Here is a 25,201-nt window from a genome sequence, read left to right as displayed (position 1 = left end):
CACGCGTAAACCCTGACCCGGACTAGTCCGTTTGAACCCGACAAACCAGCACAATCAAGGTGGCGTTGTGTCAAAGATCAATTGCACGCTGCCGTAATAGTCCCCCGGCTCAAAACCCGCGGCAGGGGGCAGGGCGTCAATGCGCACCGGCACGCGTATGCCGTGGTAGGCATCCGCCGCAGAAACGACAAGGGTGTCGAATAACGTCAGGACTTGCTTATTGAACGTGACCTTTAGCCCAAACGTACTACGGCCATTAGACAGTACGGGTTCATACCCCAAACGGGCTGTCATGGGGCCTGATGAACTGATCATGTCGAACTGTGTCCGCAAGGGATCCAGCGTCGCTGTGGCGAGATTCCAGGGCATGCGTTGTTCATGCTGAAGAAACTCGGGGTCCGCCGGGATGGCATAGAAATCAAAGGTCGGGATGGTGACGCTGATATCAAACCGGTGTTCATCCCGGGCTGCATAAGCAAAGGATGTGCACATAGACAGGGCTGCCGCGGTGAGCAGCGCCGCCGGTAAGCGGAGCTGGCGCATCAGCGTTTGACCTCGATATTTTTTTGCGCATGGCCTTCCACCAGCGTGAATCGGTAATGCCGCCCTGACTGTTTGTCGAAGCGCAGCGTACGTCCCGGCAGAATGTGGGTCTTAGTGGTGGGGTTGCATTGCAGCATGTCGTTCGCAGCGCAGTCCTTGAATTCGTCGACCACAATCACGCTGTTGCCTTGGTTGCGCAGCAGGTAGTGTTTCGCTGTGTTTTCAATGTACGTATCAAAGTGGGTGTTTTCAGGCCTGACAAAAAACACGGTGCCGTAACCGGCCAATACATTCACGCCTGCCGACAGGTTTTTTTTATAGTCATTGGCCTGGTCGGCAGACAATGCAAACTCGTCTTCTTTTTCGGGTACAACAGGTATGAAGCGCACGCGAAAGTAGCGCTCCTGATCCCGTGGCCCCATGAACAAAAGTCGTGCGCCTTGTGTGCCGTTGGGGGGCACGATCAAACGCGCAGGGCTGGACATCAAACCATTGCGTGCACGTCTGTCTGTGTGGCTCTTGACCTCGACTTCTTCGCGGGAACCGTCCGCTTTGTAAACGATCTCCTTGATTGACACCCGGATAAAGGCGGTACTATCACCCCCATTGAATACGCGTTTCAAGTACGTGCTTTTATCCCCGTCCATATAGTCATACACCATGCCCACATTAATATTGGGACCGGCCAACGTGTTCAGTGAAATGAGCCAAATACTCAATAGGCCCGTGAGTGCTCTGATCATGCTCTTGTTCTCAAAAAGTGTGTGGCGTGAGTTTTTAAACTTCAGAATCCCAAATGACCGTGACGCTTCCTTTATAGGTGCCTTCTTGAAATAACATCTCGGCGACGTAGGCGCTGTCTATTTCGAAGTGCAATGTTCCCGGTTTTCGATCCACGTATTGAGTGGGTTCAAACATCTCGGTGCCTACACCGCTCAACAATAAGGGCTGGCGATTAACAGACGCGCCATTGGCGTGTCGTAATCCGTTGGGCAGTGACACAAATAAATTGACGGGCACTGCATGTTGCGAGCCGTTACTCAGGCCGCAGGTATCGCCGATAACACGCTCGCAGGCCAATTGCATTTTGAAACGTGAACTGGCGTACACCAGGAAAGTTTGATCGCGAAATAATGTTTCGGGCCTGCGCCCCGCACGCCAAAGTTGCCAGCCTCCTTTGGGTTCAAGAACGATCTGGTTGCCACCGGGAGGAAGTTCAATCTTCATGACGTGTTTGACACTGAGTGAAAAATTCAATGTCAGTATCGGGTCGTCGGGCAGGAAGTTATCGCCCATATCAAAATCCTGACGGGGCCCCAGGGTATAGGTAATGCTGCCGGTGTAGTCGCCGGATGACATACTCAGTGGATTCGGGGTGACCAGTTCATAAGAGAAGTCAATGTAGTTAAATCGCATCCACGGAATAGGGTATTTGGGCGACTTGCCACAGCTGCCACCCTGACTGGGCATCTGCCAAAAGAAATCAAACGAGTCAACGGTATATAAACTGCCATTCATCAGGCGGGCACACGGCGCTGGCGCATTTCCCCAGTTGCCGCCATTCCAAAGCACATTGTGTGCCTGCCAGGGAGACCCGGCGCTGCCCTCGACCAGTGACATGACAGCGGCAGTTCGAACCGAAGAACCCAAGCCATTGATTCGGACCTTGACGGTTTCTACTTCCCCCGTCTGGTTATGGGTAACCGTTAATGAACGCCACTCTGAAGGCGCGCTGACCATTGCACCTTGTCGGGGGTCTATATGATTGGCCGCGATGGGATTAATTGAACTGAAGAATGTTTTAATTTTTAAGCTTTTAATGCCCTTTGCCTCACAGGCGGCCGGGTACCACTTGCAATAACCACCATTGTTGGGCGTTAAATTCTCAAATACGTTGTGCTGAGGGTTCGACGGGTCCGGTTTGAATTGGGCACTAATGTTCATCTCAAGCGCCGCCGCCGGAATGAGTGCCAGTAAACAGCTGAGCGAAATAAAGCAGCGAATGAGCACGGTTTTAATAGGCCGCGTCAGGGACGACTGTAGGCCAGGGGTACGGCCTGTGTGATTTATATGTGTCTGTGGTTTCACCCTGTAACCTCACCTTTATTGACAGGCTGCGCCAACGTATCGGGATGGCAGCGCAGGTCGCCGATCTCCACGACATCATTTAATGACGACCGTTTATTGGTATTGATACGGAACATGCACAGCACACGATCACCCTTGCGTACCTCCAGTGTGGGGGCCTGTTTATTCAACTCCATGGAAAAGAACCCATCCACTTCACTGACACCACGGCTTGCGTGATTAATGATGTGATGACCTTTAAGCGGATGGCCCGAGGGATCAATCAGACGGCCAAGTACCGTGACGGTTTGCAGCACATTGATTGTTTGATAGCCCACCCCCCCTTTATTCAAGTGATAGCGCGTGCGTGCAGGTGCAATCGTGGCCGCCGGAGCGTGGTTGCCTTCGAAGTCGAAACTTAATGAACTGTTTTTATAGGCAGTCAGGGGTACGAAGTTACGCCCCGCACGCAATGTTGTACTGCTACCGCTGAGGTCATCCGCGCGCAACAGGATGTCTTCTACATCGCTTACCACGTCGACAATCATGCCGGAGCCCTGACCCTGATGCTGGCGGGTGATGACCGTTTTGCCTCCCCCGGCAGCGAATGTGCTGTCCAGGTTAAGTCCACCTGTCAGGTTGCCGTTGTAGGACGAGCGTTGGACAAATCCGTCTGCATCCAGGGTGTCGGTCTGAAAGCTGGCGCGGCCGGCCAACCCCACCCCGTAGGTATCGGCGGACGCTGTTGCCGAAACACTTTGCAGCACGTGGCCGTTTACGTCCTTGCTGTAGGTGACCGATGCATTGTTGTCGCGTCCCCCGTCACGATCGGAGCGGCTGCCAACGCTGGCAGACCAGCGTTCGCCCGGAGCGCCGAGGGCCAGGCTGAAGGTCAAGTCAAATCCTCGATTGCGGGCTGCACCGGAGCTCACACTGGCGGGTCGGTCAAATAAAGAAAACCGCCAGTTACCGTCGCTGCCAAACCAATGAGCCACTTGTGTCCAGCCCACATCCAGGCCCATGCCTTCGGTGTAACCCTGGCTGTGGGACACCCGGGCACTCAGGCTGCTTTTGGGGGTAAAGCGGTGGTTCAGTGCGAGGGATGAGTTGCTGGTTTGGCCAACAAACACTGAGCGCTGTCGAATGCGCGTACCGTCGGGCAAGGTTTCATACGTTCTGCGGGTATCCAGCCAGCTGCGGGTATGGTTGAACACCAGGCTGCCGTTGCCATAGTTGTAGAGTCCGTTCAGGTCAATGCCGGTGCCATAGTTCTGTGTCTCGTACACATTCGCGTACAGATTGGCGTTGTTCGCGATGGACCAGTCGAAGGAGGTGCCCAGTTGCAGATTTTGTTTCACCTGACGCCCTGACCCTCCGACCACAAGCCGAGGGTGCAACAGGTAATTGAATGCGGCCCCGGCGGTCATGTCGCCGCTGGCTTGCTCCTCCCAATTACTCAGCAGCGTACTCTCGCGCCCGGCGAAAACGTTGTACCGCCAGCGCTGGTCGGGGTTGCGCCAATTGTTGGGTTTGTAGATGAGTTCCGGGGTGGTGCTGGTAACGCGTCCGTCCTCGATCAGGCGCACTTGCACTTCATATATCCCCCCTGGGAGTGGGCGGGTGTCCAGACTTTGCAACCCGGCGTTGACCATCTGGGTGTTAATCAGCACGCCGTTGCGGTAGATCTCTACTGACGCCTGACGGTTAGCGGTGACGTAGACCGGATAAATGCTGGGTTTGGGCATTGAAATAGCCAGGCTGTCTGAGCTGCCATACATCACGCCCAGGGCGGTGTCCGGAGTGGCGCCGAATGTACGGATCTGGCGAGTCAGGCCTTCGGCGCTCGGGGTGAAATAACTCAGGCGTAAAAAGTTGCCTTCCAGCTCGCGTTGCGTAAACGCTTCATAAACAGCGTGATAAAGCGTGCTGTCTTCAGGGTCGCCTTGACGGGACAATTGCAAGTTGAAGCCTTGGGACCAATTGCCCAGGCTGCTGCTGGCTTCCACTGCCAACCGCCCGCTGAGGTGTTCATCCTGTCCTGCGCTGAGATTGAGCTGGTTGCGCATAATCAGCCCCCGGCTTCCCTGGGCAGGCAGTTCGTAGTACTGGCTGATTCGACTCTCGCGTTCTGCGCGTTCGGTTAGCAGAGACACGCGTGAATTTTCAAGGTCGTAATGCACGGCCAGCAGTCGCTCCGGGCATTCGCCCGTGCAGTTGCCCAGTTGCACTCCCTGTTTAAGGTAACTGGCCCATAATTCACGTTCGTCGAGGGACAGTGGGCTGCTTGCATGCTCGGTGAATTCGAGCAGGGTAAGTCGATCATCGCGTGTCAGGACGATCATTGCTTCTCCCACCTGTTGTTGATCGCGTTCGACTTGAACGGCCAGCGGAACATCAAATAAATGTTCTTCGAAGTCGGCAGGCAAGCCTTTGGCCTGAGCCAGCAGACTACGTGGGGTTGTGCCGGTTGCCGGAGGAGCAGCAAACGCAGACGTGCCGAAAATCAAGGCAAGCGCCGCCGCGATGGGAGTCATCGGTAACATTCACTCATTACTCTGATTGCAGGCAATTTAAGCGCCCCGCAGCGCCCGGATGGACTCCGGGCGCAGGGCATGAGCAACGCCGTCATGCCACGGGGAGTCGGTAGTTACTGCGTGACGACGCGGGGGACGTTGTCGAAGATCACGGTGTACGACGCCGTGTAGTCACCGACCTGGCCGTCCTGGGGCTTTTCGGCTGTGATGACGAGGTCTGCACGGGCCCCGGGAGTTGAGGTCGCATCGTCAACCACTTCTTGAGGCGACGCCGTCAGGGTGACGCCGTTGAACGTTGTCTTCAGGGCGATGTTCTGGGTCGGGTTGCCGTTGAACAGGTTGGCCGGGCCTCCTTCGATGTAAGCGTGAATGGAACCGTCGGTATTTTTGACGTTGAATGGCTGGCTCACGCTGTCCAAGGTGCCGTTGATGGGGTTGTAGTGCAGGGTTTCATCTTTACCGAACTGAGGGTCGTGCGGCAGGACGAAGAAGGTTTTAGTCGGGATGGTTGCCTTGATGTTGATCAGGCTGCTGGCTTCACCAGCAGCCTGGGCAACGGTGGAACCAACGGTAAGGGCAAACAGGGAGACAGCCACAATTTTCTTCAACATGTTTGAAATCCAGTGATGAGTAAAAGTGAAGTGCACGAAGTCACCGCATGTTTAAATACACGCCATTGGCCGTGAGGTAGGCGGCGGGCATAACAACAGTCTCAACTTTGAAATAGTCAAGGGCGGTGAACTTAAAGTGCGGCGAGAGTATTAACTAACTTAGTTAGGTTGCCTATAAATCTTTGAGTGGTTTTTTTCTTTTCGTTACGTAGTACGCATCCCTTTATGTTTGTATGAACTTTCTGGTTGAATACGATATTTCGATTCTGTACGCAATAAAGTCGTTATTTATCAATGAGATGGCTTTATGATTTCTGATTGATATTGCTCGTGATGGCGTCCTTCAGCTTGTATGGGGCGTGGGGGAGCGTATTTTTAATGATTGATTCGCGTTATATCGCGTAGAAAAGTCCGTGTAATAGTTTAAAAATTTAAGGAAGTTATATCGTGGCGAGGTTAAGTAAGCTGTTTTTTTGATGGGCGTTACAAGTGTGGCTTGAGTTGTGTTTTAAGGTGTGTTTTATGTGGCGTTTTTAACGCAAGGGGAGAGGAGTTATGGACGGTCATTATAAGGAGCGGCAAGGGGAGAAAAGTCCTGATGGATTTGAAAGGCGCGCGGTTCGCGAGCGCGGTATTCGAAGTCCGCGTGTATTTGCTCCGGGTGATTTAAAACTTTTGATACTGGCGATGATTGCTGAACAGCCCTGTCACGGGTATGACCTGATCTTGCAAATAGAAGGGTTGTTTGAGGGGGCCTACAGCCCCAGCCCCGGAGTGATTTATCCCACACTGGCCCATCTTGAGGCGGGGCAACTCGTTGATGTCAGCGTTCATGGTGGCAAGAAGTGTTACCGCATTACCGATGCCGGGCGCTTTTCATTGAGTCAGCAAACGGTGGCGCTCAATGGGGTAAGGATGCGTATGGATGTCAGCCGCCGGTCATTGTGCGGCCAGGACCGGCCAGCCGAGATTCATCAGGCAATTCACAATGTGCGCCATGCCCTGCAACTCCATCATGGTCGCTGGAGCCCTCAGGAGATTCAGAGGGTGCATAACCTGCTCAACAACGCGGCGAAAGCCATCGTCGACGGCCAGTAATCATTTGCTGCCGCAGCGCGAGTGCCCGCGCGCTGAGCGCCTGCGGCAGTGGCCAGAAAGCCGCTGTACAGAGGGTATGTTTAGTCTCAACGGACGATGATCCTCACTGTCTGCGTTCCCATACTGCTCCCATGCCTTCGCCACCTCAGGAGCACATGTGAACAGCGCAATCTCTACCGCATTTCACACCAGTATCGACGCGGGAATCGCTGAACTGGTGATCGACCGGCCGCCGGTCAACGCGCTCAACAGTCGCGAGTGGCGGGAACTGGCCAACACCCTCGATGCCCTTGGGCAAAACCCCGACGTGCGAGTCATCGTGATCCGCGCACAAGGGCGCGGGTTTTGCGCGGGTGTCGACATCAAGGAACTGGACGCGCACCCGGAACTGATCGTTGACGTCAACGCGGGCAATTACGCCACGTTTAAAGCCGTACACCGCAACCCGGTGCCGGTGATCGTCGCGGTGCATGGTTTTGTCTTGGGCGGCGGCATCGGGATTACCGGCGCCGCTGACATTGTGGTGGCATCTGAATGTGCCACATTCGCCTTACCAGAAGTCGACCGCGGCGCCATGGGCGGCGGTGCGCATTTGCAGCGTCTGTTTCCGGTGCAAAAAGTGCGTTACCTGTTTTTTACGGGCGACAAAATCGGCGCGCTCGAGGCGCAGCAGTACGGGTTTATCGAGCGCGTGGTGCCTCGCGAACAACTGCGCGAAACCGCCTTGCAGATCGCACGCGCCATCGCGAGCAAAAGCCCCGCCATGATCCGTATCGCCAAAGAGGCGCTCAACGGCATCGAAGACGGCAATCTGGAAGATAAATACCGCTGGGAGCAGGGGTTTACGTTGCAGGCCTACACCTGTGCGGATTCCGCGGAAACCCGCCGTGCGTTTGTCGAAAAACGCGACGCTACGTTTTGAGGTGCTGACGATGGATCTGACGTACTCCCCGCAACAAAACGCCTTTCGCCAGGAAGTGCGCGACTGGCTCGCCGCGAATGCGCCCAAGGCCCCATTGGCCAGCTATGACACCCGCGAAGGTTTTGAGCAGCACCGCCAATGGGAAGCCACCCTGTTTGAAAACCGGCTTTCGATGGTCATGTGGCCCACGGCGTTGGGTGGACGTGGCTGTGACCTGATCGAGTGGCTGATTTTTGAAGAAGAGTATTACGGCGCCGGAGCGCCCATGCGCGTCAACCAGAACGGCCAGTTGCTGTTGGGCCCGACGTTGATGGAGTTCGGCACCGAGGCGCAAAAGCAACGGTTTCTGCCTCGCATGGCGGCCAGTGTCGATATGTGGGCGCAAGGCTGGTCGGAACCTAATGCCGGTTCCGACATGGCGGCCATTACCAGCAAAGCCACACGCGATGGCGATGGGTATGTGCTCAACGGTCAAAAAACCTGGTCCACCCGCGCCATCTTTGCTGACTGGCTGTTCGGACTGTTTCGCAGCGACCCGACTTCGAGCCGTCACCACGGGCTGTCATTTGTCATGGTGCCGCTCAATGCACCGGGGGTGACGGTGCGCCCGATCAAGGCACTCAACGGGAAAGACGCGTTCGCGGAAGTGTTTTTTGATGATGTGCGCATCCCCCTGGAAAACCGCATCGGCGAGGAAGGGCAGGGTTGGCATGTGGCAATGGCCACCGCCGGATTCGAACGGGGCTTGTTGCTGCGTTCCCCGGCCCGCTTTCAATACACCGCCCGAAAACTGGTGGAGCTGTACCAGGCCAACCGCGAAAGCGCCGACCGCGATCCGGGCCTCGGCGAGGCCGTGTGCAAAGCCTGGATGGACGCGCAAGCCTATGCCTTGTCGGCCTATCACACGGTTGGACGGCTGAGCCGTGGTGCACAGATCGGCGCTGAGTCGAGCACCAACAAAATCATCTGGTCGGAGCTGGACCTGCGCATGCACGAAACGGCCCTGCGCATTCTGGGCGCCCAAGGCGAGCTGACAGGACCTGCCAGCGATGGCCATGACTGGCTTGAAGGCTTCCTGTTCGCTCAGGCCGGGCCGATCTACGCCGGAACCAATGAGATCCAGCGCAACATCATTGCCGAGCGCATGCTCGGTCTGCCGAAGTGAGGGCGGGTATGGACTTTACCTTTAGCGACGACCAACTCACCTTCCGCGAAGCCATCAGCCGGTTTCTGATGACGGAAGCCGCGCCGGAAATGCTGCGTGAAATCTGGGAGACCGACGTCGGCCGCTCCCCGGACCTGCGCAACAAAATTGCCGACCAGGGCCTCACGGCGCTGTCGGTGCCGCAAGCGTTTGGCGGGTTGGACATGGACGATGTGGCGTGGTCCCTGATGACCCAGGAATTGGGTTACTACGCGATTCCCGATTCGCTGGCCGACACGGCTTACGTGGCCTGCGCGCTGATTGCCGGGTTGCCGGACAGCGTGTTCAAGCGAGGCGAATGGCTGGCGGGTATCGCCGACGGCAGTTTGCGGGTTGCCGTCGGGCACCCGGTCAACCCGTGGGTAGCCGACGCCGGGCATGCTGACTTGTTGCTGTTGGCCCATGACGACGAAGTGCATGCCGTACCGCGCTCGCAGGTCGATGTGCAGCACCACACCAGTATTGATGCCTCGCGACGTCTGGGGCAGGTCAGTTGGCAGCCGAGTGCCGCCACGTTAGTGGCCGAGGGTGAATTGGGTCGCACCTTGTGGGCGCAAACACTCAGCCGCGGCGCATTGTCCGTGGCGGGGCAACTGTTGGGGCTGGCCCAGCGCATGCTGGACCTGTCGGTGGATTACACCGCCCAGCGCAAGCAATTCGGCAAACCCATCGGCAGTTTTCAGGCCGTCAAACATCATCTGGCCGATGTGGCCACGCAACTGGAGTTCGCCAAACCCGTGCTCTATCGCGCGGCTTATGCGCTGGCACATGGCCAGAGCACGGCGCCCGTGTGGGTCTCTCAGGCGCGTCTGGCCTGTTGCGAAGCCAGCTGGCTGGCTGCCCGTCACGGCATTCAGGTGCATGGCGCCATGGGCTACACCTGGGAAGTCGACCTGCAAATGTTCATGAAGCGCGCATGGGCGCTCGACAGCGCATGGGGCGATCGCGCCTTGCATAAAGCCCGGGTGGCAGCCCATGTACTGAGCGGCGCGCCCTTGGGCCCCGGCCATACCTTCGAGGATTAAACAATGCCCCAAGCCTACCTTGTTGACGCGCTGCGCAGCCCGACCGGCAAGCGCAAAGGCGCGCTGGCCCATGTGCATGCCATCGACCTCGGCGCCCATGTACTCAAGGCGCTGGTAGCGCGCAACGCGATACCCGCCGACGAATACGATGATGTGATCTTCGGCTGCGTCGACACCATCGGCTCGCAAGCCGGTGACATTGCCCGCACCAGTTGGCTGGCGGCGGGTCTGCCGTTGAATGTGCCGGGCACCACCATTGACCGGCAATGCGGTTCATCGCAACAGGCCCTGCACTTTGCGGCGCAGGCGGTCATGAGCGGCACGCAGGACGTGATTGCCGTTGGCGGCGTGCAAACCATGACCCAGATTCCGATCTCCTCCGCGATGCTGGCGGGTCAGCCGCTGGGGTTTAGCGACCCGTTTTCCGGCAGCAAGGGCTGGCAGGCGCGTTTTGGCAATCAGCCCGTGAACCAGTTTTACGCTGCGCAGCGCATTGCCGATCACTGGCAGATCAGCCGCCAGGACATGGAAGCCTATGCGCTGGAAAGTCATCGTCGGGCGCTGGAGGCAATTGCCGGCGGCCGTTTTGCAGCGCAAATCGTGCCCTGTGAAGGGTTAGTGGACGACGAAACGCCACGTCACACCAGCCTGGCCAAAATGGCCGAGCTCGAACCGGTGGCTGCGGAGTTTCCTTCCATTACCGCTGCGGTTTCCAGTCAGACCTGTGATGCGTCGGCCGCCCTGTTGGTGGTCTCCGAAGCCGCGCTAAAACGCTACAACCTCACCCCACGCGCGCGTATTCATCATTTATCAGTGATGGGCGATGACCCGATCTGGCACCTGACTGCGCCGATTGCCGCCACCCGCGCTGCGTTGAAAAAAGCGGGCATGCGCATGGATGAGATCGACGCGGTGGAAATCAACGAAGCCTTCGCCTCGGTGGTGATGGCGTGGGCCCGCGAACTCGATTACGACCCTGCACGCACCAATGCCAATGGCGGTGCCATTGCCCTCGGTCACCCGTTGGGTGCCAGCGGTGCGCGGCTGATGACCAGCTTGCTCTATCAACTGGAATGCACGGGGGGCCGTTATGGCTTGCAAACCATGTGCGAAGGCGGCGGACAGGCCAACGTGACGATTATTGAGCGTCTTTAGGAGCAGAGAGATGGCGATTTGTGAAGGACGTACCGTGATTATCACGGGGGCGGGCGGTGGCTTGGGGCGTGCTTATGCGCTGGCGTTCGCGCAAGAAGGCGCGAATGTGGTGGTCAACGACATTCGTCAGGAAGCCGCCGAGCAGGTGGCGGGAGAAATCCGTGAGGGCGGCGGCCAGGCCATCGCCAACGCTGACGACATCACCACGGTGGCGACTGCGCAGCGCATTGTCGATGCCGCGCTGGCAGCGTTTGGCGATGTCCATGTGTTGGTCAATAACGCTGGCATCCTGCGCGACCGCATGTTTATCAGCCTCAGTGAAGAGGAGTGGGACGCGGTGATGCGGGTGCATTTGAAGGGGCACTTTTGCCTCGCCAATATTCTGGGCAAGCGCTGGCGGGATCAGGCCAAGGCCGGTCAGCCGGTGGCCGCACGCATCATTAACACCAGCTCGGGTGCCGGTTTACAGGGCTCGGTGGGGCAATCCAATTACAGCGCAGCCAAGGGCGGGATTGCCGCGTTGACGCTGGTGCAGGCCGCGGAACTGGCGCGCTACGGTGTGACGGCCAACGCGTTGGCGCCGGCAGCACGCACGTCCATGACTGAAAGTGCGATGCCGGACGTGGTGAAAAAGCCCCAGGACGGCGGCTTCGATGCCTGGGCGCCGGAAAACGTGGCGCCGTTGGTGGTGTGGTTGGGCAGCGCGCTGTCGGGTCACGTCACCGGGCAGGTCATTGAGAGTCAGGGCGGGCGCCTGTCGTTGGGCGACGGTTGGCGTACCGGGGTGACCCGGGACAAAGGGGCGCAATGGCGGCCAGAAGAGGTCGGGCAAGCGCTGGATCAGATCCTTGCCGAAGCGCCCAGGCCGCAACGGGTGTGGGGAAGCTGAAATGTTGAAACCTTACACAAGAGAGTCACAACCATGAAACAGGCGCCTCCCTATGTTCCCGGCCACCAACTGCTGGCCGGCAAGTCCATTCTGATTACTGCCGCCGCAGGCGCAGGGATCGGCTATGCCGCCGCCAAGCGTTGCGCTGAAGAAGGTTGTCGCGCGTTGATGATTTCCGACATTCATCCGCGTCGCCTCGAAGAAGCCGTTGAACGCCTCAAGGCCGAAACCGGGTTGCAGGCGGTGTTCGGGCAACTGTGCAACGTCACGGTAGAAGCCGAGGTGCAAGCACTGGTCGCCGCTGCCGAAGACGCGCTGGGTGGTGTCGATGTGCTGATAAACAACGCCGGGCTCGGGGGGCAGGTGCGCCTGACGGACATGACCGACCAACAGTGGTCATCGGTGCTGGATATCACCTTGACTGGCACCATGCGCATGACCCGCGCCATGTTGCCGTACATGGAAAAACGCGGCGCCGGGGCCATTGTCAACAACGCTTCAGTACTGGGCTGGCGGGCGCAGAAAGAACAGGCGCATTACGCCGCCGCGAAGGCCGGGGTCATGGCCCTGACCCGTTGCAGCGCCCTGGAAGCGGCCGAAAGCGGGGTGCGTATCAACGCCGTGGCGCCGTCGATTGCCTTGCATGATTTTCTAAAGAAGGCCTCCAGCAATGACCTGCTGGAACAACTGGCCAGTCGCGAAGCCTTTGGCCGTGCCGCCGAAGTGTGGGAAGTGGCCAATGTCATGGTGTTTCTGGCCAGTGATTACGCCTCGTACATGGTCGGTGAAGTGTTGCCGGTCAGTTCGCAACAAGCCTGAGGAGCCGCGCATGAGTACGCTGTTTAACAGTGCGCAGCAGTTGCTGGCGGCACAGGGGCAGGATTTGGGCCGCACTGACTGGCTGCTACTGACCCAGGAGCGCATCAACCTGTTTGCCGAAGCCACCGGCGACCATCAATGGATTCACGTCGATCCCGAACGCGCTGCAACGGGACCGTTCGGGGCCTGTATCGCCCACGGTTACTTGACCCTGGCGCTGGCCAACCTGTTTATGCCCCAGCTCATGCAGTTCGCCAACCTGGCCATGGGCGTGAATTACGGCAGCGACCGCTTGCGCTTCCCGGCCCCCGTCAAGGTGGGCTCGCGGGTGCGCGGCCACGGAGAAATCCTGCGTGTTGAAACACTGGGCGACACACTGCAAGCGGTGGTGCGCATCAGTGTCGAAATCGAGGGCAGCGATCGCCCCGGTTGTGTGGTGGACACCATCAGCCGTTACACCTTCAACCCTCTTGAACAGTGAGCCTGTGCATGAATGCCAATGATGTCGTGATCGTTTCCACTGCCCGTACGGCGTTGACCAAGTCGTTTCGTGGTTCATTCAATGACACCGAGGCGCCCGTGCTCGGCGGCCATGTGGTACGCGCCGTGGTCGAGCGTGCGGGGATCGAACCGGACGCCGTCGGGGACGTGATCATGGGCGCGGCGGCGCAGCAGGGCACCCAGGGCTACAACATCGGGCGTTTGTGTGCCTACACCGGCGGCTTGCCCGACACGGTGCCTGGCATGGCGATTGATCGCATGTGCGCCTCGGGGCTGATGAGCATTGGCCTGGCTGCCAATGGCATCCTGGCGGGTGACCTTTCGATTGCCGTGGCCGGGGGCGTCGAGTCGCTGTCCCTGACGCAAAACAAGTACAAAAACACCTACCGGGCGCAGTCCGAAGCAGTGCTTGAGTGCATGCCGACGGCCTATATTCCGATGCTGGAAACCGCCGAGATTGTATCCAGGCGCTACGGCATCAGCCGCGAGGTGCAGGATGCGTATTCGCTGCAAAGCCAGCAACGCACGGCTGCAGCCCAGGCCGCAGGACTGTTTGCCGATGAAATCGTGCCGCTGGCGGCGCGCAAGCTGCTGTTTGATAAAGAAGGCAAGCCTGCTGGCCACCAGGACGTAGTGGCGGACCGCGACGAATGCAATCGCCCATCCACTACGCTGGCCGATTTGGCCGCGCTCAAACCGGTATGGAAAGACGGTAACTGGGTGCAACAAGGAACGTTCATCACCGCGGGCAATGCGTCGCAATTTTCTGACGGTGCATCGGCAGTTCTTTTGATGAGCCGCGCTGAAGCCCGGCAACGCGGGATTGAAGCATTGGGCGTGTATCGCGGGATGGCCGTGAGCGGCTGCGCGCCCGAAGAAATGGGCATCGGCCCGGTGTACGCCATTCCCAAACTGCTCAAGCGCTTCGGGCTGACGGTTTCGGACATCGACCTGTGGGAAATCAACGAGGCGTTTGCCTGTCAGGTGGTGCATTGCCGGGACGTTCTGCACATTCCCAACGAGCGCCTGAACGTCAACGGTGGTGCTATTTCCATCGGGCATCCATTTGGCATGTCGGGGGCTCGCATGGTGGGGCATGCCTTACTCGAAGGCCGTCGTCGCGGCGCCCGGTTTGCCGTAGTGGCCATGTGCATTGGCGGCGGGATGGGCGCGGCGGGGTTGTTTGAACTCACCTGAAATAGCCTCACGTGCGGGCCGGACGGTGTCAGGATCATCCGCCCGGCGCTCAGCCCGCGCCCGCCGAGATGGCCTACAACCCGCCATTAGCACGCCATTTACGGTATAACCCCTCATTGCTTTATTTTGAGGTCAACCGGTTATGCGATCCCCGTCACAACGGCCGCTGTGGCAGATCTACCTGATTTTTCTGGCACCGATGGTGCTGTCCAACTTCCTGCAAAGTTTCTCCGGCACGCTCAATGGCATTTATATCGGGCAGATGCTGGGGACTCAGGCGCTGGCGGCTGTGTCGGGCATGTTTCCGATTGTGTTTTTCTTTATTGCCCTGGTGATTGGCTTGGGCGCCGGGGCATCGGTGTTGATCGGGCAGGCCTGGGGCGCGAGCGAGACGACGATGGTGAAGAAAATCACCGGCGCCACGCTGACCCTGGGATTAGTGATCGGTTTGCTTGCGGCGGTGGTGGGCAGTCTGTTTGCGCGGCCCGCGTTGCTAGGCTTGGGCACGCCGCTCGATGTGCTGGACGATGCCGTGGCCTATGCGCGCATCATGATGTTGATCATGCCGCTGCTGCTGGTGTTTATCCTGTTTACCCAATTGTTGCGCGGTGTCAGCGACACCGTGTCGCCGCTGTTGGCGCTGATGGTGTCCACGGCCGTGGGGCTGTTGTTGACCCCAGCACTGATTCTCGGCTGGGCCGGTTTACCGCGCATGGGCATTCAAAGTGCTGCCTACGCCGGTTTGGCGGGTAACGTGCTGGCGATGCTCTTCCTCGGGCTGCGCTTGCGCTACAAAAACAGCGTGATGGCGCCGGACCGTGAGCTGTGGGCCGCACTGCGCCTTGATCGTGCCATCTTGGACAAGGTGTTGCGCATCGGTTTGCCGACCGGTGTGCAGATGGTGGTGCTGTCGCTGTCGGAGCTGGTGATTCTGGCGCTGGTCAACAGTCACGGTTCGCAGGCCACGGCCGCCTACGGTGCGGTGACGCAAATCGTTAACTATGTGCAATTTCCGGCGTTGTCGATCGCCATTACTGCCTCGATCCTCGGCGCACAGGCCATTGGTGCGGGCCGTCTGGAGCGCATCGGGCCGATCCTGCGCACCGGGCTGCTGATCAATCTGTGGCTGACTGGCGCTCTGGTAGTGGTGGGCTATGCGCTGTCGCACTGGCTGCTCGGCTTGTTCATTACCGATACCGATGCGCGGGTGCGGGCAGAACACCTGTTGCACATCATGCTCTGGAGCATTTTGTTTTTTGGCTTTCAGGCGGTGGTGGGCGGCATCATGCGCGCCAGCGGTGTCGTGCTGGTGCCCATGGGAATCACGATTTTCTGCGTGCTTGGCGTGGAGTTGCCAGTCGCGTACCTGCTGGACGCGCAGTTTGGCCTGCAAGGGGTGTGGATGGCTTTCCCGATCACGTACCTCACCATGCTGGCCTTGCAAACCGCCTACTACCGTCTGGTGTGGCGTCACAAACAGATCCAGCGCCTGATCTGATCTGCCGCGTGATGGGTGGCCGTTGCCGACCGTAACGGCCACCCGCGCTGATTCAAACCCTCCTTCCAGACAGCTAGGCCATTTGGACGATGTGCCTGTGACTGACCAGTCCGATGATCGGGGCCAGGTTCCAGCGACCTCGCCGCTGAGTTCGCCAGAGCACCCACGACTATAAAAAGAAGAGGACTGGCCGCATGCAATTCGCCCTGCAACTGCCTCGTGTGACGAGGTCTCGACCATGCGCTCGATAATCGGTTATCTGGTGTGCCTGATCGTCGCGGCCACCATCGGCTTTACCTTCGCCCCCCGCAAAACCCTGGACGTCGCCGCCGAGCCACTGCGCCCGGATCGCCTGCAAATCAACGGCATGCTCTACCTCGACCAGCGCGTGGTGGCGGTGGGGGAGCGCGGGACGATTTTGCTCAGCGATGATCAGGGCGTGTCCTGGCAGCCGGCGACGGTCCAGCCGCAGCGCGACCTGACCCTCACAGCAGTGGTGGCGTTGGCGGATGACAGCTTATTGGCCGTTGGCCATGACGGCTGGATTCTGCGCTCCGCCGACCGGGGCGCTCAGTGGCAGGAGGTGCGTCACGACAGCGAGCTGGGCGAACCGCTGCTGGGGATCTGGAGCGCAGGCGGCAAGCACGTGTTGGCCTTTGGCAGCTTCGGCAAGTTCTATCAGTCCGACGATGATGGCCGCACCTGGCAAACCGCCGCCTTGAGCGTGGACAGCGCTCACCTCAACGGCATGGACGGCGGGCCGGACGGCCGGCGCATGCTGGTGGGCGAACAAGGGTTGGTGATGCGCACCGACGACGCGGGCCAGCACTGGGAAACCCTGCCGCCGTTCTACAACGGTTCTCTGTTTGGCGTGGTGCGCTTGAACCCGCAGCGCTGGGTGGCCTACGGCATGCGCGGCCATGTTTTTGTGACGCAGGATTTCGGTCATTCCTGGCACCAGGTGGCAGTGGGCAACAGCTTGCCGCTGTATGGCCATGCGCTGTTGCCCAATGGTGAGGGTGTGCTGATCGTCGGCGCAGGCAGTTCCATGGTGCGCCTGGATGGCCAGGGCCAACTGGTCAGTGCCACGCGCCTGTCGGGGCTGGGGACATTGACCTCGGCCGTGCTGGTGGGGGCCAACCGCCTGTTGGTGGGCGGTGAACGCGGAGTATTCCAGGGCACGGACAGCAGCGTTGCTGCGCGAGCTCAATGAGAGGCGCTAAATGAACGTTGCTAAATCCACTGTCACGCGCATGGTCGAGCGCACCGCCGACCTGTTGATCCACTGGCGCAAGGCGCTGCTGGCGCTGTTTGTATTGCTGACGCTGGCACTGGGCTACAGCGCCACGCACACCCGTCTCGACCCGGGCTTTAACAAGCAGATCCCGGTGCGCAACGAGTACATGGTCAACTTCCTCAATTTCAGCCAGTACTTCACCGGCGCCAACCGCTTTTTGGTCAGCGTGCGCTGGAAGGGCGAGGGCGATATTTACAACCGCGCCTTTCTCGAAACCCTGAATAAAGTCACGGATGACGTGTTCTTCATCAATGGCGTCAGCCGCGCCAGTGTCACGTCACTGTTCACGGCCAACGTGCGTTACATCGAAATCACCGAAGACGGTTTTTTCGGGGATGTTGTGGTGCCCCCTCGCTTTACCGGCTCGGACGACGACCTGAGTCAAGTGCGCAGTAATGTGGCGCGTTCCGGGCAAATCGGCAGGCTGGTGGCCAATGACCTGAAGTCGTCGATGGTACGGGCCGACTTGCAGGACCTCGACCCCACGACTGGCCAGTCGGTGTCGTATGCCGAGGTCGCGCAGCGCCTTGAGGACATTCGCAGCAAATACAGCAACGACGAGATTGAAATCAATATTGTCGGTTTCGCCAAGCTGGTGGGCGATGTGGTCGAGGGCCTGAACACGGTTATCGGCTTCTTCGTGATTGCCTTCGTTATCACCGGGCTGTTGCTGTGGTTGTATTCGCGCTCGTGGCGCCTGACGCTGGTGGCGCTGGTGGTGGCCTTGCTGCCGGTGGTCTGGCTGTTGGGCCTGTTGCCCCTGCTGGGTCTGGGCATCGACCCGATGTCGATTCTGGTGCCGTTCCTGATTTTCTCCATCGGCGTGTCCCATGCGGTGCAGATGACCAACGCCTGGAAACAGGACGTACTGGCTGGCAGCTCCTCGGTTCAGGCGGCGCACAGTGCGTTTTGCAAGATTTTCATCCCCGGCTCGCTGGCATTGCTGATGAATGCCTTGGGCTTCGGCGTGATCATGCTGATCGACATTCCCATCGTGCATGAGCTGGGGGTGACAGCCTGTATTGGGGTGATGCTGATGATCATCACCAACAAACTGATGCTGCCCATCATCTTGTCGTACCTGACCCTGGAGCGCAGTGCCCTGCGTCAAGGCTTGCAGGCCCGCGGCAGGCATGCCTTGTGGTGGCGCCTTTCAGCACTGGCCGAGCCGCGCCCGGCGATGGCCGTGTTTGCGGTGAGCTTGATGCTGCTCGGCATCGGCGCCTATAAAGCACGGGATCTGGCGGTCGGCGATATTGGCCTTGGCGCGCCGGAACTGCGGGCGGATTCGCGCTACAACCAGGACAATCAGAAGATCATCAACAGTTACTCCATCGGTCTGGACGTGATGTCGGTGTTCGTGCAGGTCAAGGGCATTGAAGAAGGTTGCCTGGCACCTGAGGTGATGCGCGCTGTCGAGTCGTTTGACTTCCAGATACGCAGCGTGCCGGGTGTGCAGTCGGTGCAGAGCGTGGCCGGCATGAGTAAAAACGTGATTGCCGGCAACAACGAAGGCAACCCGCGCTGGTCAGCGATCCCCGGTTCCGAACGCGGTCTGAGCCAAGGCGCGCGCGCTTACATGCCGGACGACGGTCTGGTGACTGAAGGCTGCCAGCGCATGCAGATCCTGGTGTTTCTGACCGACCACGAAGGCGCCACGGTAAGCCACGTGGTCGACGAAACCAAGCGCATCATCGCCAGCGTGCAGGGCCCACACGTCGAGTTCCTGCTGGCGGGGGGCAATGTCGGGGTCATGGCGGCCTCCAACGATGCGGTCAAGCAGGCTGAAGTGGTGATGCTGGCGGCCCTGTTTGGCTCGGTGGCGCTGTTTTGCTGGCTGACGTTCGGCTCGTTTCGCGCAGTGCTGTGCATTCTGGTGCCGCTGGCGATTGTCGCTATTCTGTGTAATGCGCTGATGGCCACGCTGGGCATCGGCCTGAAAGTCGCAACGTTGCCGGTGATGGCATTGGGGGTCGGGGTCGGGGTGGATTACGGCATTTACCTGTATGAGCGCATCCAGCATGAAATGGCCGATGGCAAGGACCTGCGCACCGCTTTTTATGAAGCCATGTGCCAGCGAGGTACTGCGGCGGTATTTACCGCGCTGACCATGTCCATCGGGGTCTGCACCTGGGCGTTTGCCCCGTTGAAATTCCAGGCCGACATGGGCGTGCTGCTGTCGTTCATGTTCCTGGTCAACGTGCTGGGCGCGATCTTTCTGCTGCCGGCGCTGGCGGCCTGGTTCAATCTCGGACGGCCGCTGGTCAAGGTCAAAAACCCTGCCAAAGAGCGCGCGTGCGGGCATTACCCGCTTAAACCCAGCGTCGCTGCCAAGGACATCACAAACCGGTAAAACACAGGGCGGCCCGGGATTGCGATCCGTTCAGGATTAACGCCACACTGGGCCCGCTTTGCACGGCGTAACGGATTAACTGACAGGCGCTGCGGCGCCGGTCGGCTGGCAACAATAACAATAAAAAAGGGCAGGTCTTGAACTGCGCCCATTGCGAGGAAACGTCCATGGATACAGTGACCTTGAACCATCAGACCCTGGCCAGCCTGGGACTTGAATTGACTGATTACGATCACATGGTCGGCAGCTTTTATGACGGCGCGCTGGACCCGAAAATCATGGGGCGCACCTTGTGTGCCGTCAGGACGATGTTCAAGGCCAACTACGCGACGCTGATTTTACGGGTGCCGGACCAGCCCGACCTCGGCCTGATGATCGTGGCGGGGGACATTGAGGGCGAGGGCGAGCTGACCTACCAGACCTACCCGCAAACCAATACCCCGTTTACCGGGCAGGCGCTGGATCAGGTGTTCACGGTCGAAGACATCATGAGCGAGGCCGACTGGGTCGCCTCAGCGTATTTCAAGGCCTACTGCGGGCCGCAGAACGTGTACCACGTGATGGGCGCCGATATTTCCACGCCCGATGGCGGCAAACTGCGCTTTCGCATTACCCGACCCAAAACCTCACCGGCGTTTTCAGCGTCTGAACGGGCACTGTGCAGCATGTTTCTACCGCATTTACGCCGCGCGCTGCACATGCACAACCTGTTGGACCGCAGTGAGTCCATCAGCGAACTGTATTCCCAGGCCATCAGTCGCCTGTCGGTGGCCACCATCGTGCTCGATGAGACGGGCAAAGTTTTGCGCCTGAACCCGGTTGCCGAAGAAATCCTCAGCAGCGCCGACGGCCTGAAGTTGGTGGGCGGGCGTCTGGAAGCGACGTACCCCAGTGACAACCGCGAGCTGCAGCGACTGGTCAAACACGCCTTCAGCGCCGAAGTGCGCGACGGTGGCGTGACGGCGGACGCCATGTCCGTCACCCGGCCATCGGGTCAGGTCAGCCTCGGGGTGGTCGTGGAAGCGATTCCGTCGCTGGAGTGGGCCGAGGGCAAAAGCAAGCCCGCTGCCGTGGTGTACATCCGCGACGCAGTGGGCAAGTCGCTGGCCAGCGAAGTGGTGACCAAGCAGCTGTTCAACCTGACCAAGGCCGAAACCGCCCTGGCGATGGAGCTGGCCAATGGCTTGTCGCTGGAAGAAGCCGCGGAAAACCTCAATATTCGGCGCAACACGGCCCGGGCGCACTTGCGCTCGATCTTCTCCAAAACCGGCGTGCGGCGTCAGACCGAACTGGTGAGGATTTTGCTGAACAGCGTGGTCGCGTTGGGAAAGCCCAAGTGCGCCTTGCGAACGCCTGACAAAGTGGTGGTCCCGACTCCGCAACTGGCACGTTCTATACGACAGACCGCCTGACGCTTTTTAAGCCAATAGACGCAGAGGTTGAAACCGCCGTCTGTTGATCGTCCATCGGGCCACCAAGGGCCTGTACTTATCGAGGAAGATTTTATGCCAGTGACAGCTGTCAGCGGCTCCGCGTCCGGGATCGGGGCTGCCGTGTGTGAGGCATTGCGTGCAGCGGGGCATCGCATCATCGGGATCGACCGCGCACAGGCTGACGTGATTGCCGATTTGTCCAGCAAAGCCGGCAGGGAACAGGCGGTAGCGCAGGTCCTGGAACAGTGCGGCGGGGTGTTGGACGGGCTGGTGTGTTGCGCCGGCCTGGGGGTCACTGCGTCATCCAGCAGCCTGGTGTTGGCGGTGAATTACTTTGGCGTCAGCGAATTGCTGGAGGGACTGGCCGATGCATTGTCCAAAGGTGCTCACCCGGCCGCGCTGGTGATCGGCTCAGTGGCCTCGACCCATGCTGGCGCTGATCAACAACCCATGGTCACGGCCATGCTTGCTGGGGATGAAGCCCAAGCGCTGGAGCTGGCCAACACCTTGGCGCAGCCCCACATTGCCTATGCCAGCTCCAAATATGCTGTCACCTGCGATGCGCGCCGCAAAGCCGTGCGATGGGCCGCACAGGGCATACGCTTGAATGTGATTGCTCCGGGCGCCGTGGAAACACCGCTGCATCAAGCCGCCAAAGACGACGCCCGGTTTGGCAAAGCCGTGCGCGAGTTTGTAGCGCCGTTGGGGCGTGCCGGAGAACCGGCTGAAATCGCCCAAGCGGTGGCCTTTTTACAATCGCCGCAGGCCAGTTTCATCACCGGCAGTGTGCTATTTGTCGACGGCGGGATGGACGCCATGGCGCGTCCCCAACGATTTTGAGCCCAAGGAATTCCCATGAATAAAGTGGCATTTGTGACCGGTGCCAGCCGTGGTATTGGCCGTGAGACCGCACTGGCGTTTGCCCGTGCCGGGTTTGACCTGGCCATCAGTGCTCGCAGCGTGGAGGAAGGCCAAAGCCATCGCCACGGCTTATCCAACCCCGACGGCACGCCGCTGCCCGGCAGTTTGAATGGCACGGCCCAGGCGATTCGCGCACTGGGCCGCAAGGCGTTGGTGGTGCCCATGGACTTGCTCGACAGCGGGTCGGTGCTGGCAGCCAGCACGGCGGTACTGGCTGAATACGGCCGGGTCGATGTGCTGGTCAATAACGCCATTTACCAGGGCAGCGACCTGAATGCACCGTTTATGGAACTGGCCCCTGACACCCTTGAACGCGTGTTTCAAGGGTATGTCATGACGCCGTTCCTGCTCACCCGCGCCGTGGTCAGCGCCATGCTGGAACAGGGCGGCGGGGTGGTGATCAACGTGACGTCCGGTGCGGGCGAATCCGATCCACCGGTGGCAGCCGGTAAAGGTGGCTGGGGGTATGCCTATGGCGCGGGCAAGGCTGCGGTTTCCAGGCTCTCGGGGATTTTATCGGTGGAGTTGGGTGAGCAGGGTATTCGCGCTTTTACGCTCAATCCGGGGGTGGTCACCACCGACGCTTTGCGCGCCACCATTGGCGACAAAGGCGTAATCGCCCTGCGTGCGGGGTCTGCACCGCCCGAGGTGCCAGCGGCCGTAATGCTCTGGCTGGCCACTGATGCAGCAGCGGTGGACCATCAACGCAAGACCATTCATTGCCAGCCTTTTGCGCGCGAGCACGGGATTGTGCAGTGGTAGACGCTTATCGGCTTCCCTCCACCCCTCTTTCAAAGGTGAGGTCTGGAGGGGGCGCTCCAGGGGCTGTACGTCCTGCTTTCAATGCCGCCTGACCGAGGGTAGGTACATTTCCCACGGCGCCTAGTCCATCTGAACGATGAACCCGCCCGTACCCTGGTTGAAGATCATCGGGCACGTCTCGAGGCCGTTAACCGGAGGAATAATAAAAATGACCAAACTCGCAGAAATCCACGTCGAAAATGCATTGTCGCCGCGCTTCGGCCGGGGCTGGCATTGTTTGGGCGAAGCGGATGAGTACCGTGATGGCAAGCTGCATACCTTGAATGTTTTTGGCTCCCGGCTATTGGCCTTTGCAACTTCGACCGGCGAGATCAGCGTACTTGACGCGCATTGCCCGCACATGGGCGCAGATTTGTCCAAGGGCACGATTGAGAACGACCGCGTTGTGTGCCCGTTCCACCACTGGCAATACGACGCCAGCGGCAAGTGTGTCGAAATCCCTTATTGCAAACGCATCCCGCCCAAAGCCAAAACCCGCGCCTGGCAAACCTGTGAAGTCAACAAGTTGCTGTTCGTGTGGAATAACCCCGAAGGCAAACCGCCCGCCGAAGACGTGGTCATTCCGCACTTGCCCGAAATGGACAGTGACGAGTGGCTGCACAGTTGGCACATGGACAAACTGATCATCAACACCCAACCGCGCGAGCTGGTCGACAACTTGGTGGATGCGCAGCATTTCGGTCCGGTCCATGGCACCCCGACCAAGTACTTTCACAACGTCTTTCAGGGCCACATCGCCCAGCAAATTTTCCACGGCGATTCCGAGCGCCTGGGCGGCGACCTGGTGGCCGAATCGGCCTACTACGGCCCGGCCACGCACTTCACCCGCATGAGTGCCATGTTCGACGGTCAAGAGATCAAGTCCATCCTGCTCAACTGCCACGTACCGATCGGCCCCAACAGTTTCGAATTGCGCTTCGGTTGCATGGTGAAAAAAGTGCCGGGCTGGAGTGATGCGCAAAACGAAGCACTGGCCATCGATTACGTGCAGCGCAACCGCGACTCGTTCTATCAGGACGTGGACATCTGGACCCACAAGATTCGCGTCAACAACCCGGTGCTGGCCGAAGGCGACGGCCCGGTGTACCAGTTGCGCGAGTGGTATCAGCAGTTCTTCACCGATGAGGCCAGCGTCCCCGCCAGCATGGCCGAGTGCCGCGAGTACACCACGGTGGATAATCGCTGAACAACACTGGCTTTTTGATCCACGCTGCTTAAGATGGCCGACAGCTCATCACCATCAGGCTTGGATCAGGGCCAATGTTGAACAAAGACACCATCTCCATTCACTTGGTGCGCGAAGCGCTGTTGCAAAGCTGTGCTTCGCCGCAAACCATGCAGGACGTGTTGCACGCGGTGGGGGTGGATCCCGCGCTGCTGGAGGACGCCGAAGGTCGCGTGCCTGCCCATACCTATGCGCGTATGTGGCGCTTGCTGGCTCACCGTCTGGATGATGAGTTTTTTGGCATGGACCCGCGCAAGCTGCGCTCCGGGAGCCTGGCGTTCATGTGCCGTGCGGCCATGGCACAGCCCACGCTGGTGCAGGGGCTGGAAGTGGTGCTGGGCTTTTTGTCGCTGATGCTGGAACGCCTGCCCGCCACATTGGTGCGTCGCCAGAGCCTGGCGGAAATCGTCTTGCAGGAGCCTGCTGAAGATCCGGCGCGGGCCTTCACCTACTTTACATACTGGATGATGGTGCACGGGGTGGCGTGCTGGCTGGTCGGTCGGCGTATTCCGATCCTGGCCATCGAGCTGCGTTGTGCGCAGCCTGCCCATGGCGATGATTACGCGGTGATGTTTTCCGAGAATTTGCGTTTCGGGCGCCCGCGGACGCGGATGATTTTCGCGGCCGATTGCCTGGATGCGCCGATCAAGCGCAATGAAGATGAATTACAGCGGTTTCTGGCGCAGGCACCGGCCAATATTCTGGTCAAGTACCGTGACCCGCAAAGCCTGGCCAGTCAGATCAAGCAGGATTTGCGGCAGTTGCCCGCTGCACAGTGGCCCGAGACCGAAGGCCTGGCGCACACGCTGTGCACGTCAGCCTCAACGTTACGCCGACGTCTGGCCGAAGAAGGGCAGACGTATCAGGGGCTCAAGGACGGGGTGCGCAAGGAGTTGGCCATTGGTTGGCTGGCCGAGCCTGAATTGAGTTTTGCCGACATCGCATCCAACCTGGGGTTTGCCGACACCAGCTCGTTCTACAAAGCGTTTCGCAAGTGGTCAGGGACCAATCCGGGGCATTACCGCACCCTGATTCTGGGCGTCAATTGAACAGGCCTGCCACGGTGGCCGCGGCAGGCCTGTGCAGC

At 59.4% G+C, this 25,201-nt stretch carries 22 protein-coding genes; 17 read left to right on the top strand and 5 right to left on the bottom strand.

Annotated elements, in window-relative coordinates; genetic code table 11:
* Positions 1 to 54: 54 nt before the first annotated feature.
* The 5 genes from HBN61_RS10700 to HBN61_RS10680 form a co-directional block, all read right to left on the bottom strand.
* Entirely contained in the window at positions 55 to 543 is a 489-nt protein-coding gene (locus HBN61_RS10700; RefSeq protein WP_170046737.1) for a CS1 type fimbrial major subunit, read from the bottom strand.
* Positions 543 to 1,283 carry a fimbrial biogenesis chaperone gene (locus HBN61_RS10695; RefSeq protein ID WP_524539072.1) on the bottom strand — a complete coding sequence of 247 codons (741 nt, stop codon included), beginning with the start codon at positions 1,281 to 1,283 and terminating at the stop codon, positions 543 to 545. Before HBN61_RS10695 ends, HBN61_RS10700 begins: the two co-directional genes overlap by 1 nt.
* A gap of 37 nt (positions 1,284 to 1,320) precedes the next feature.
* Positions 1,321 to 2,487, bottom strand: coding sequence for a hypothetical protein (locus tag HBN61_RS10690; protein ID WP_262498752.1), 1,167 nt, complete (start codon positions 2,485 to 2,487; stop codon positions 1,321 to 1,323).
* Positions 2,488 to 2,627: 140 nt separating this feature from the next.
* A complete protein-coding gene (locus HBN61_RS10685) occupies positions 2,628 to 5,153 on the bottom strand; it encodes a TcfC E-set like domain-containing protein (protein WP_170046734.1) in 2,526 nt (841 codons plus the stop codon).
* Positions 5,154 to 5,257: 104 nt separating this feature from the next.
* Positions 5,258 to 5,755, bottom strand: coding sequence for a CS1 type fimbrial major subunit (locus HBN61_RS10680; protein ID WP_170046733.1), 498 nt, complete (start codon positions 5,753 to 5,755; stop codon positions 5,258 to 5,260).
* A gap of 555 nt (positions 5,756 to 6,310) precedes the next feature.
* Between HBN61_RS10680 and HBN61_RS10675 the strand changes: the two genes are divergently transcribed.
* From HBN61_RS10675 to HBN61_RS10595, 17 genes are all read left to right on the top strand, one after another.
* The gene (locus HBN61_RS10675; protein WP_170046732.1) at positions 6,311 to 6,853 is read left to right on the top strand and encodes a PadR family transcriptional regulator; all 543 of its coding nucleotides are present in this window, start codon (positions 6,311 to 6,313) and stop codon (positions 6,851 to 6,853) included.
* Positions 6,854 to 7,022: 169 nt separating this feature from the next.
* A complete protein-coding gene (locus tag HBN61_RS10670) occupies positions 7,023 to 7,775 on the top strand; it encodes an enoyl-CoA hydratase family protein (protein WP_094993406.1) in 753 nt (250 codons plus the stop codon).
* Positions 7,776 to 7,785: 10 nt separating this feature from the next.
* Positions 7,786 to 8,940 carry an acyl-CoA dehydrogenase family protein gene (locus HBN61_RS10665; RefSeq protein ID WP_094993379.1) on the top strand — a complete coding sequence of 385 codons (1,155 nt, stop codon included), beginning with the start codon at positions 7,786 to 7,788 and terminating at the stop codon, positions 8,938 to 8,940.
* A gap of 8 nt (positions 8,941 to 8,948) precedes the next feature.
* Positions 8,949 to 10,004 (top strand): acyl-CoA dehydrogenase family protein, encoded by a 1,056-nt coding sequence (locus tag HBN61_RS10660; protein WP_169965604.1) that lies wholly within the window; start codon positions 8,949 to 8,951, stop codon positions 10,002 to 10,004.
* A 3-nt stretch (positions 10,005 to 10,007) separates the two neighbouring features.
* Positions 10,008 to 11,159 carry an acetyl-CoA C-acetyltransferase gene (locus HBN61_RS10655; RefSeq protein WP_170046731.1) on the top strand — a complete coding sequence of 384 codons (1,152 nt, stop codon included), beginning with the start codon at positions 10,008 to 10,010 and terminating at the stop codon, positions 11,157 to 11,159.
* A 10-nt stretch (positions 11,160 to 11,169) separates the two neighbouring features.
* Entirely contained in the window at positions 11,170 to 12,048 is an 879-nt protein-coding gene (locus HBN61_RS10650; RefSeq protein ID WP_169965602.1) for an SDR family oxidoreductase, read from the top strand.
* A gap of 33 nt (positions 12,049 to 12,081) precedes the next feature.
* Positions 12,082 to 12,867 (top strand): SDR family oxidoreductase, encoded by a 786-nt coding sequence (locus HBN61_RS10645; protein ID WP_094993383.1) that lies wholly within the window; start codon positions 12,082 to 12,084, stop codon positions 12,865 to 12,867.
* Positions 12,868 to 12,877: 10 nt separating this feature from the next.
* A complete protein-coding gene (locus HBN61_RS10640) occupies positions 12,878 to 13,348 on the top strand; it encodes a MaoC family dehydratase (RefSeq protein ID WP_094993384.1) in 471 nt (156 codons plus the stop codon).
* Between the two features lie 8 nt (positions 13,349 to 13,356).
* The gene (locus HBN61_RS10635; RefSeq protein WP_170046730.1) at positions 13,357 to 14,565 is read left to right on the top strand and encodes an acetyl-CoA C-acyltransferase; all 1,209 of its coding nucleotides are present in this window, start codon (positions 13,357 to 13,359) and stop codon (positions 14,563 to 14,565) included.
* Positions 14,566 to 14,707: 142 nt separating this feature from the next.
* The gene (locus HBN61_RS10630) at positions 14,708 to 16,063 is read left to right on the top strand and encodes an MATE family efflux transporter (RefSeq protein ID WP_170046729.1); all 1,356 of its coding nucleotides are present in this window, start codon (positions 14,708 to 14,710) and stop codon (positions 16,061 to 16,063) included.
* A 238-nt stretch (positions 16,064 to 16,301) separates the two neighbouring features.
* Positions 16,302 to 17,276 carry a WD40/YVTN/BNR-like repeat-containing protein gene (locus HBN61_RS10625; protein WP_169965600.1) on the top strand — a complete coding sequence of 325 codons (975 nt, stop codon included), beginning with the start codon at positions 16,302 to 16,304 and terminating at the stop codon, positions 17,274 to 17,276.
* 10 nt (positions 17,277 to 17,286) lie between these two features.
* Positions 17,287 to 19,713, top strand: a complete 2,427-nt coding sequence (locus HBN61_RS10620) for an efflux RND transporter permease subunit (protein WP_170046728.1) — start codon at positions 17,287 to 17,289, stop codon at positions 19,711 to 19,713.
* A gap of 167 nt (positions 19,714 to 19,880) precedes the next feature.
* A complete protein-coding gene (locus HBN61_RS10615; RefSeq protein ID WP_170046727.1) occupies positions 19,881 to 21,125 on the top strand; it encodes a helix-turn-helix transcriptional regulator in 1,245 nt (414 codons plus the stop codon).
* Between the two features lie 93 nt (positions 21,126 to 21,218).
* Entirely contained in the window at positions 21,219 to 21,986 is a 768-nt protein-coding gene (locus HBN61_RS10610) for an SDR family oxidoreductase (RefSeq protein ID WP_169965594.1), read from the top strand.
* Between the two features lie 15 nt (positions 21,987 to 22,001).
* Complete coding sequence (locus HBN61_RS10605; protein ID WP_094993391.1) at positions 22,002 to 22,829, top strand: SDR family NAD(P)-dependent oxidoreductase; 828 nt, start codon at positions 22,002 to 22,004, stop codon at positions 22,827 to 22,829.
* Between the two features lie 208 nt (positions 22,830 to 23,037).
* On the top strand, positions 23,038 to 24,075 hold the full coding sequence (locus HBN61_RS10600; protein ID WP_170046726.1) for a 3-ketosteroid-9-alpha-monooxygenase, oxygenase component: 1,038 nt from the start codon (positions 23,038 to 23,040) through the stop codon (positions 24,073 to 24,075).
* Between the two features lie 74 nt (positions 24,076 to 24,149).
* Positions 24,150 to 25,163: an AraC family transcriptional regulator gene (locus HBN61_RS10595; RefSeq protein ID WP_170046725.1), complete on the top strand. Its 1,014-nt coding sequence runs from the start codon at positions 24,150 to 24,152 to the stop codon at positions 25,161 to 25,163.
* Positions 25,164 to 25,201 lie beyond the last annotated feature (38 nt).

Source organism: Pseudomonas sp. WS 5071 (genome assembly GCF_012985765.1).
Classification (GTDB): Bacteria; Pseudomonadota; Gammaproteobacteria; order Pseudomonadales; family Pseudomonadaceae; genus Aquipseudomonas; species Aquipseudomonas lundensis_A.
This window is presented reverse-complemented; position numbering and strand designations above follow the sequence as displayed.

Coding starts and splice junctions, on each gene's coding strand:
- HBN61_RS10700 (WP_170046737.1), bottom strand. CDS start 543: ATGCGCCAGCTCCGCTTACCGGCGGCGCTGCTCACCGCGGCAGCCCTG.
- HBN61_RS10690 (WP_262498752.1), bottom strand. CDS start 2,487: ATGAACATTAGTGCCCAATTCAAACCGGACCCGTCGAACCCTCAGCAC.
- HBN61_RS10685 (WP_170046734.1), bottom strand. CDS start 5,153: ATGTTACCGATGACTCCCATCGCGGCGGCGCTTGCCTTGATTTTCGGC.
- HBN61_RS10680 (WP_170046733.1), bottom strand. CDS start 5,755: ATGTTGAAGAAAATTGTGGCTGTCTCCCTGTTTGCCCTTACCGTTGGT.
- HBN61_RS10675 (WP_170046732.1), top strand. CDS start 6,311: ATGGACGGTCATTATAAGGAGCGGCAAGGGGAGAAAAGTCCTGATGGA.
- HBN61_RS10665 (WP_094993379.1), top strand. CDS start 7,786: ATGGATCTGACGTACTCCCCGCAACAAAACGCCTTTCGCCAGGAAGTG.
- HBN61_RS10660 (WP_169965604.1), top strand. CDS start 8,949: ATGGACTTTACCTTTAGCGACGACCAACTCACCTTCCGCGAAGCCATC.
- HBN61_RS10655 (WP_170046731.1), top strand. CDS start 10,008: ATGCCCCAAGCCTACCTTGTTGACGCGCTGCGCAGCCCGACCGGCAAG.
- HBN61_RS10650 (WP_169965602.1), top strand. CDS start 11,170: ATGGCGATTTGTGAAGGACGTACCGTGATTATCACGGGGGCGGGCGGT.
- HBN61_RS10645 (WP_094993383.1), top strand. CDS start 12,082: ATGAAACAGGCGCCTCCCTATGTTCCCGGCCACCAACTGCTGGCCGGC.
- HBN61_RS10640 (WP_094993384.1), top strand. CDS start 12,878: ATGAGTACGCTGTTTAACAGTGCGCAGCAGTTGCTGGCGGCACAGGGG.
- HBN61_RS10635 (WP_170046730.1), top strand. CDS start 13,357: ATGAATGCCAATGATGTCGTGATCGTTTCCACTGCCCGTACGGCGTTG.
- HBN61_RS10630 (WP_170046729.1), top strand. CDS start 14,708: ATGCGATCCCCGTCACAACGGCCGCTGTGGCAGATCTACCTGATTTTT.
- HBN61_RS10625 (WP_169965600.1), top strand. CDS start 16,302: ATGCGCTCGATAATCGGTTATCTGGTGTGCCTGATCGTCGCGGCCACC.
- HBN61_RS10620 (WP_170046728.1), top strand. CDS start 17,287: ATGAACGTTGCTAAATCCACTGTCACGCGCATGGTCGAGCGCACCGCC.
- HBN61_RS10615 (WP_170046727.1), top strand. CDS start 19,881: ATGGATACAGTGACCTTGAACCATCAGACCCTGGCCAGCCTGGGACTT.
- HBN61_RS10610 (WP_169965594.1), top strand. CDS start 21,219: ATGCCAGTGACAGCTGTCAGCGGCTCCGCGTCCGGGATCGGGGCTGCC.
- HBN61_RS10605 (WP_094993391.1), top strand. CDS start 22,002: ATGAATAAAGTGGCATTTGTGACCGGTGCCAGCCGTGGTATTGGCCGT.
- HBN61_RS10600 (WP_170046726.1), top strand. CDS start 23,038: ATGACCAAACTCGCAGAAATCCACGTCGAAAATGCATTGTCGCCGCGC.
- HBN61_RS10595 (WP_170046725.1), top strand. CDS start 24,150: ATGTTGAACAAAGACACCATCTCCATTCACTTGGTGCGCGAAGCGCTG.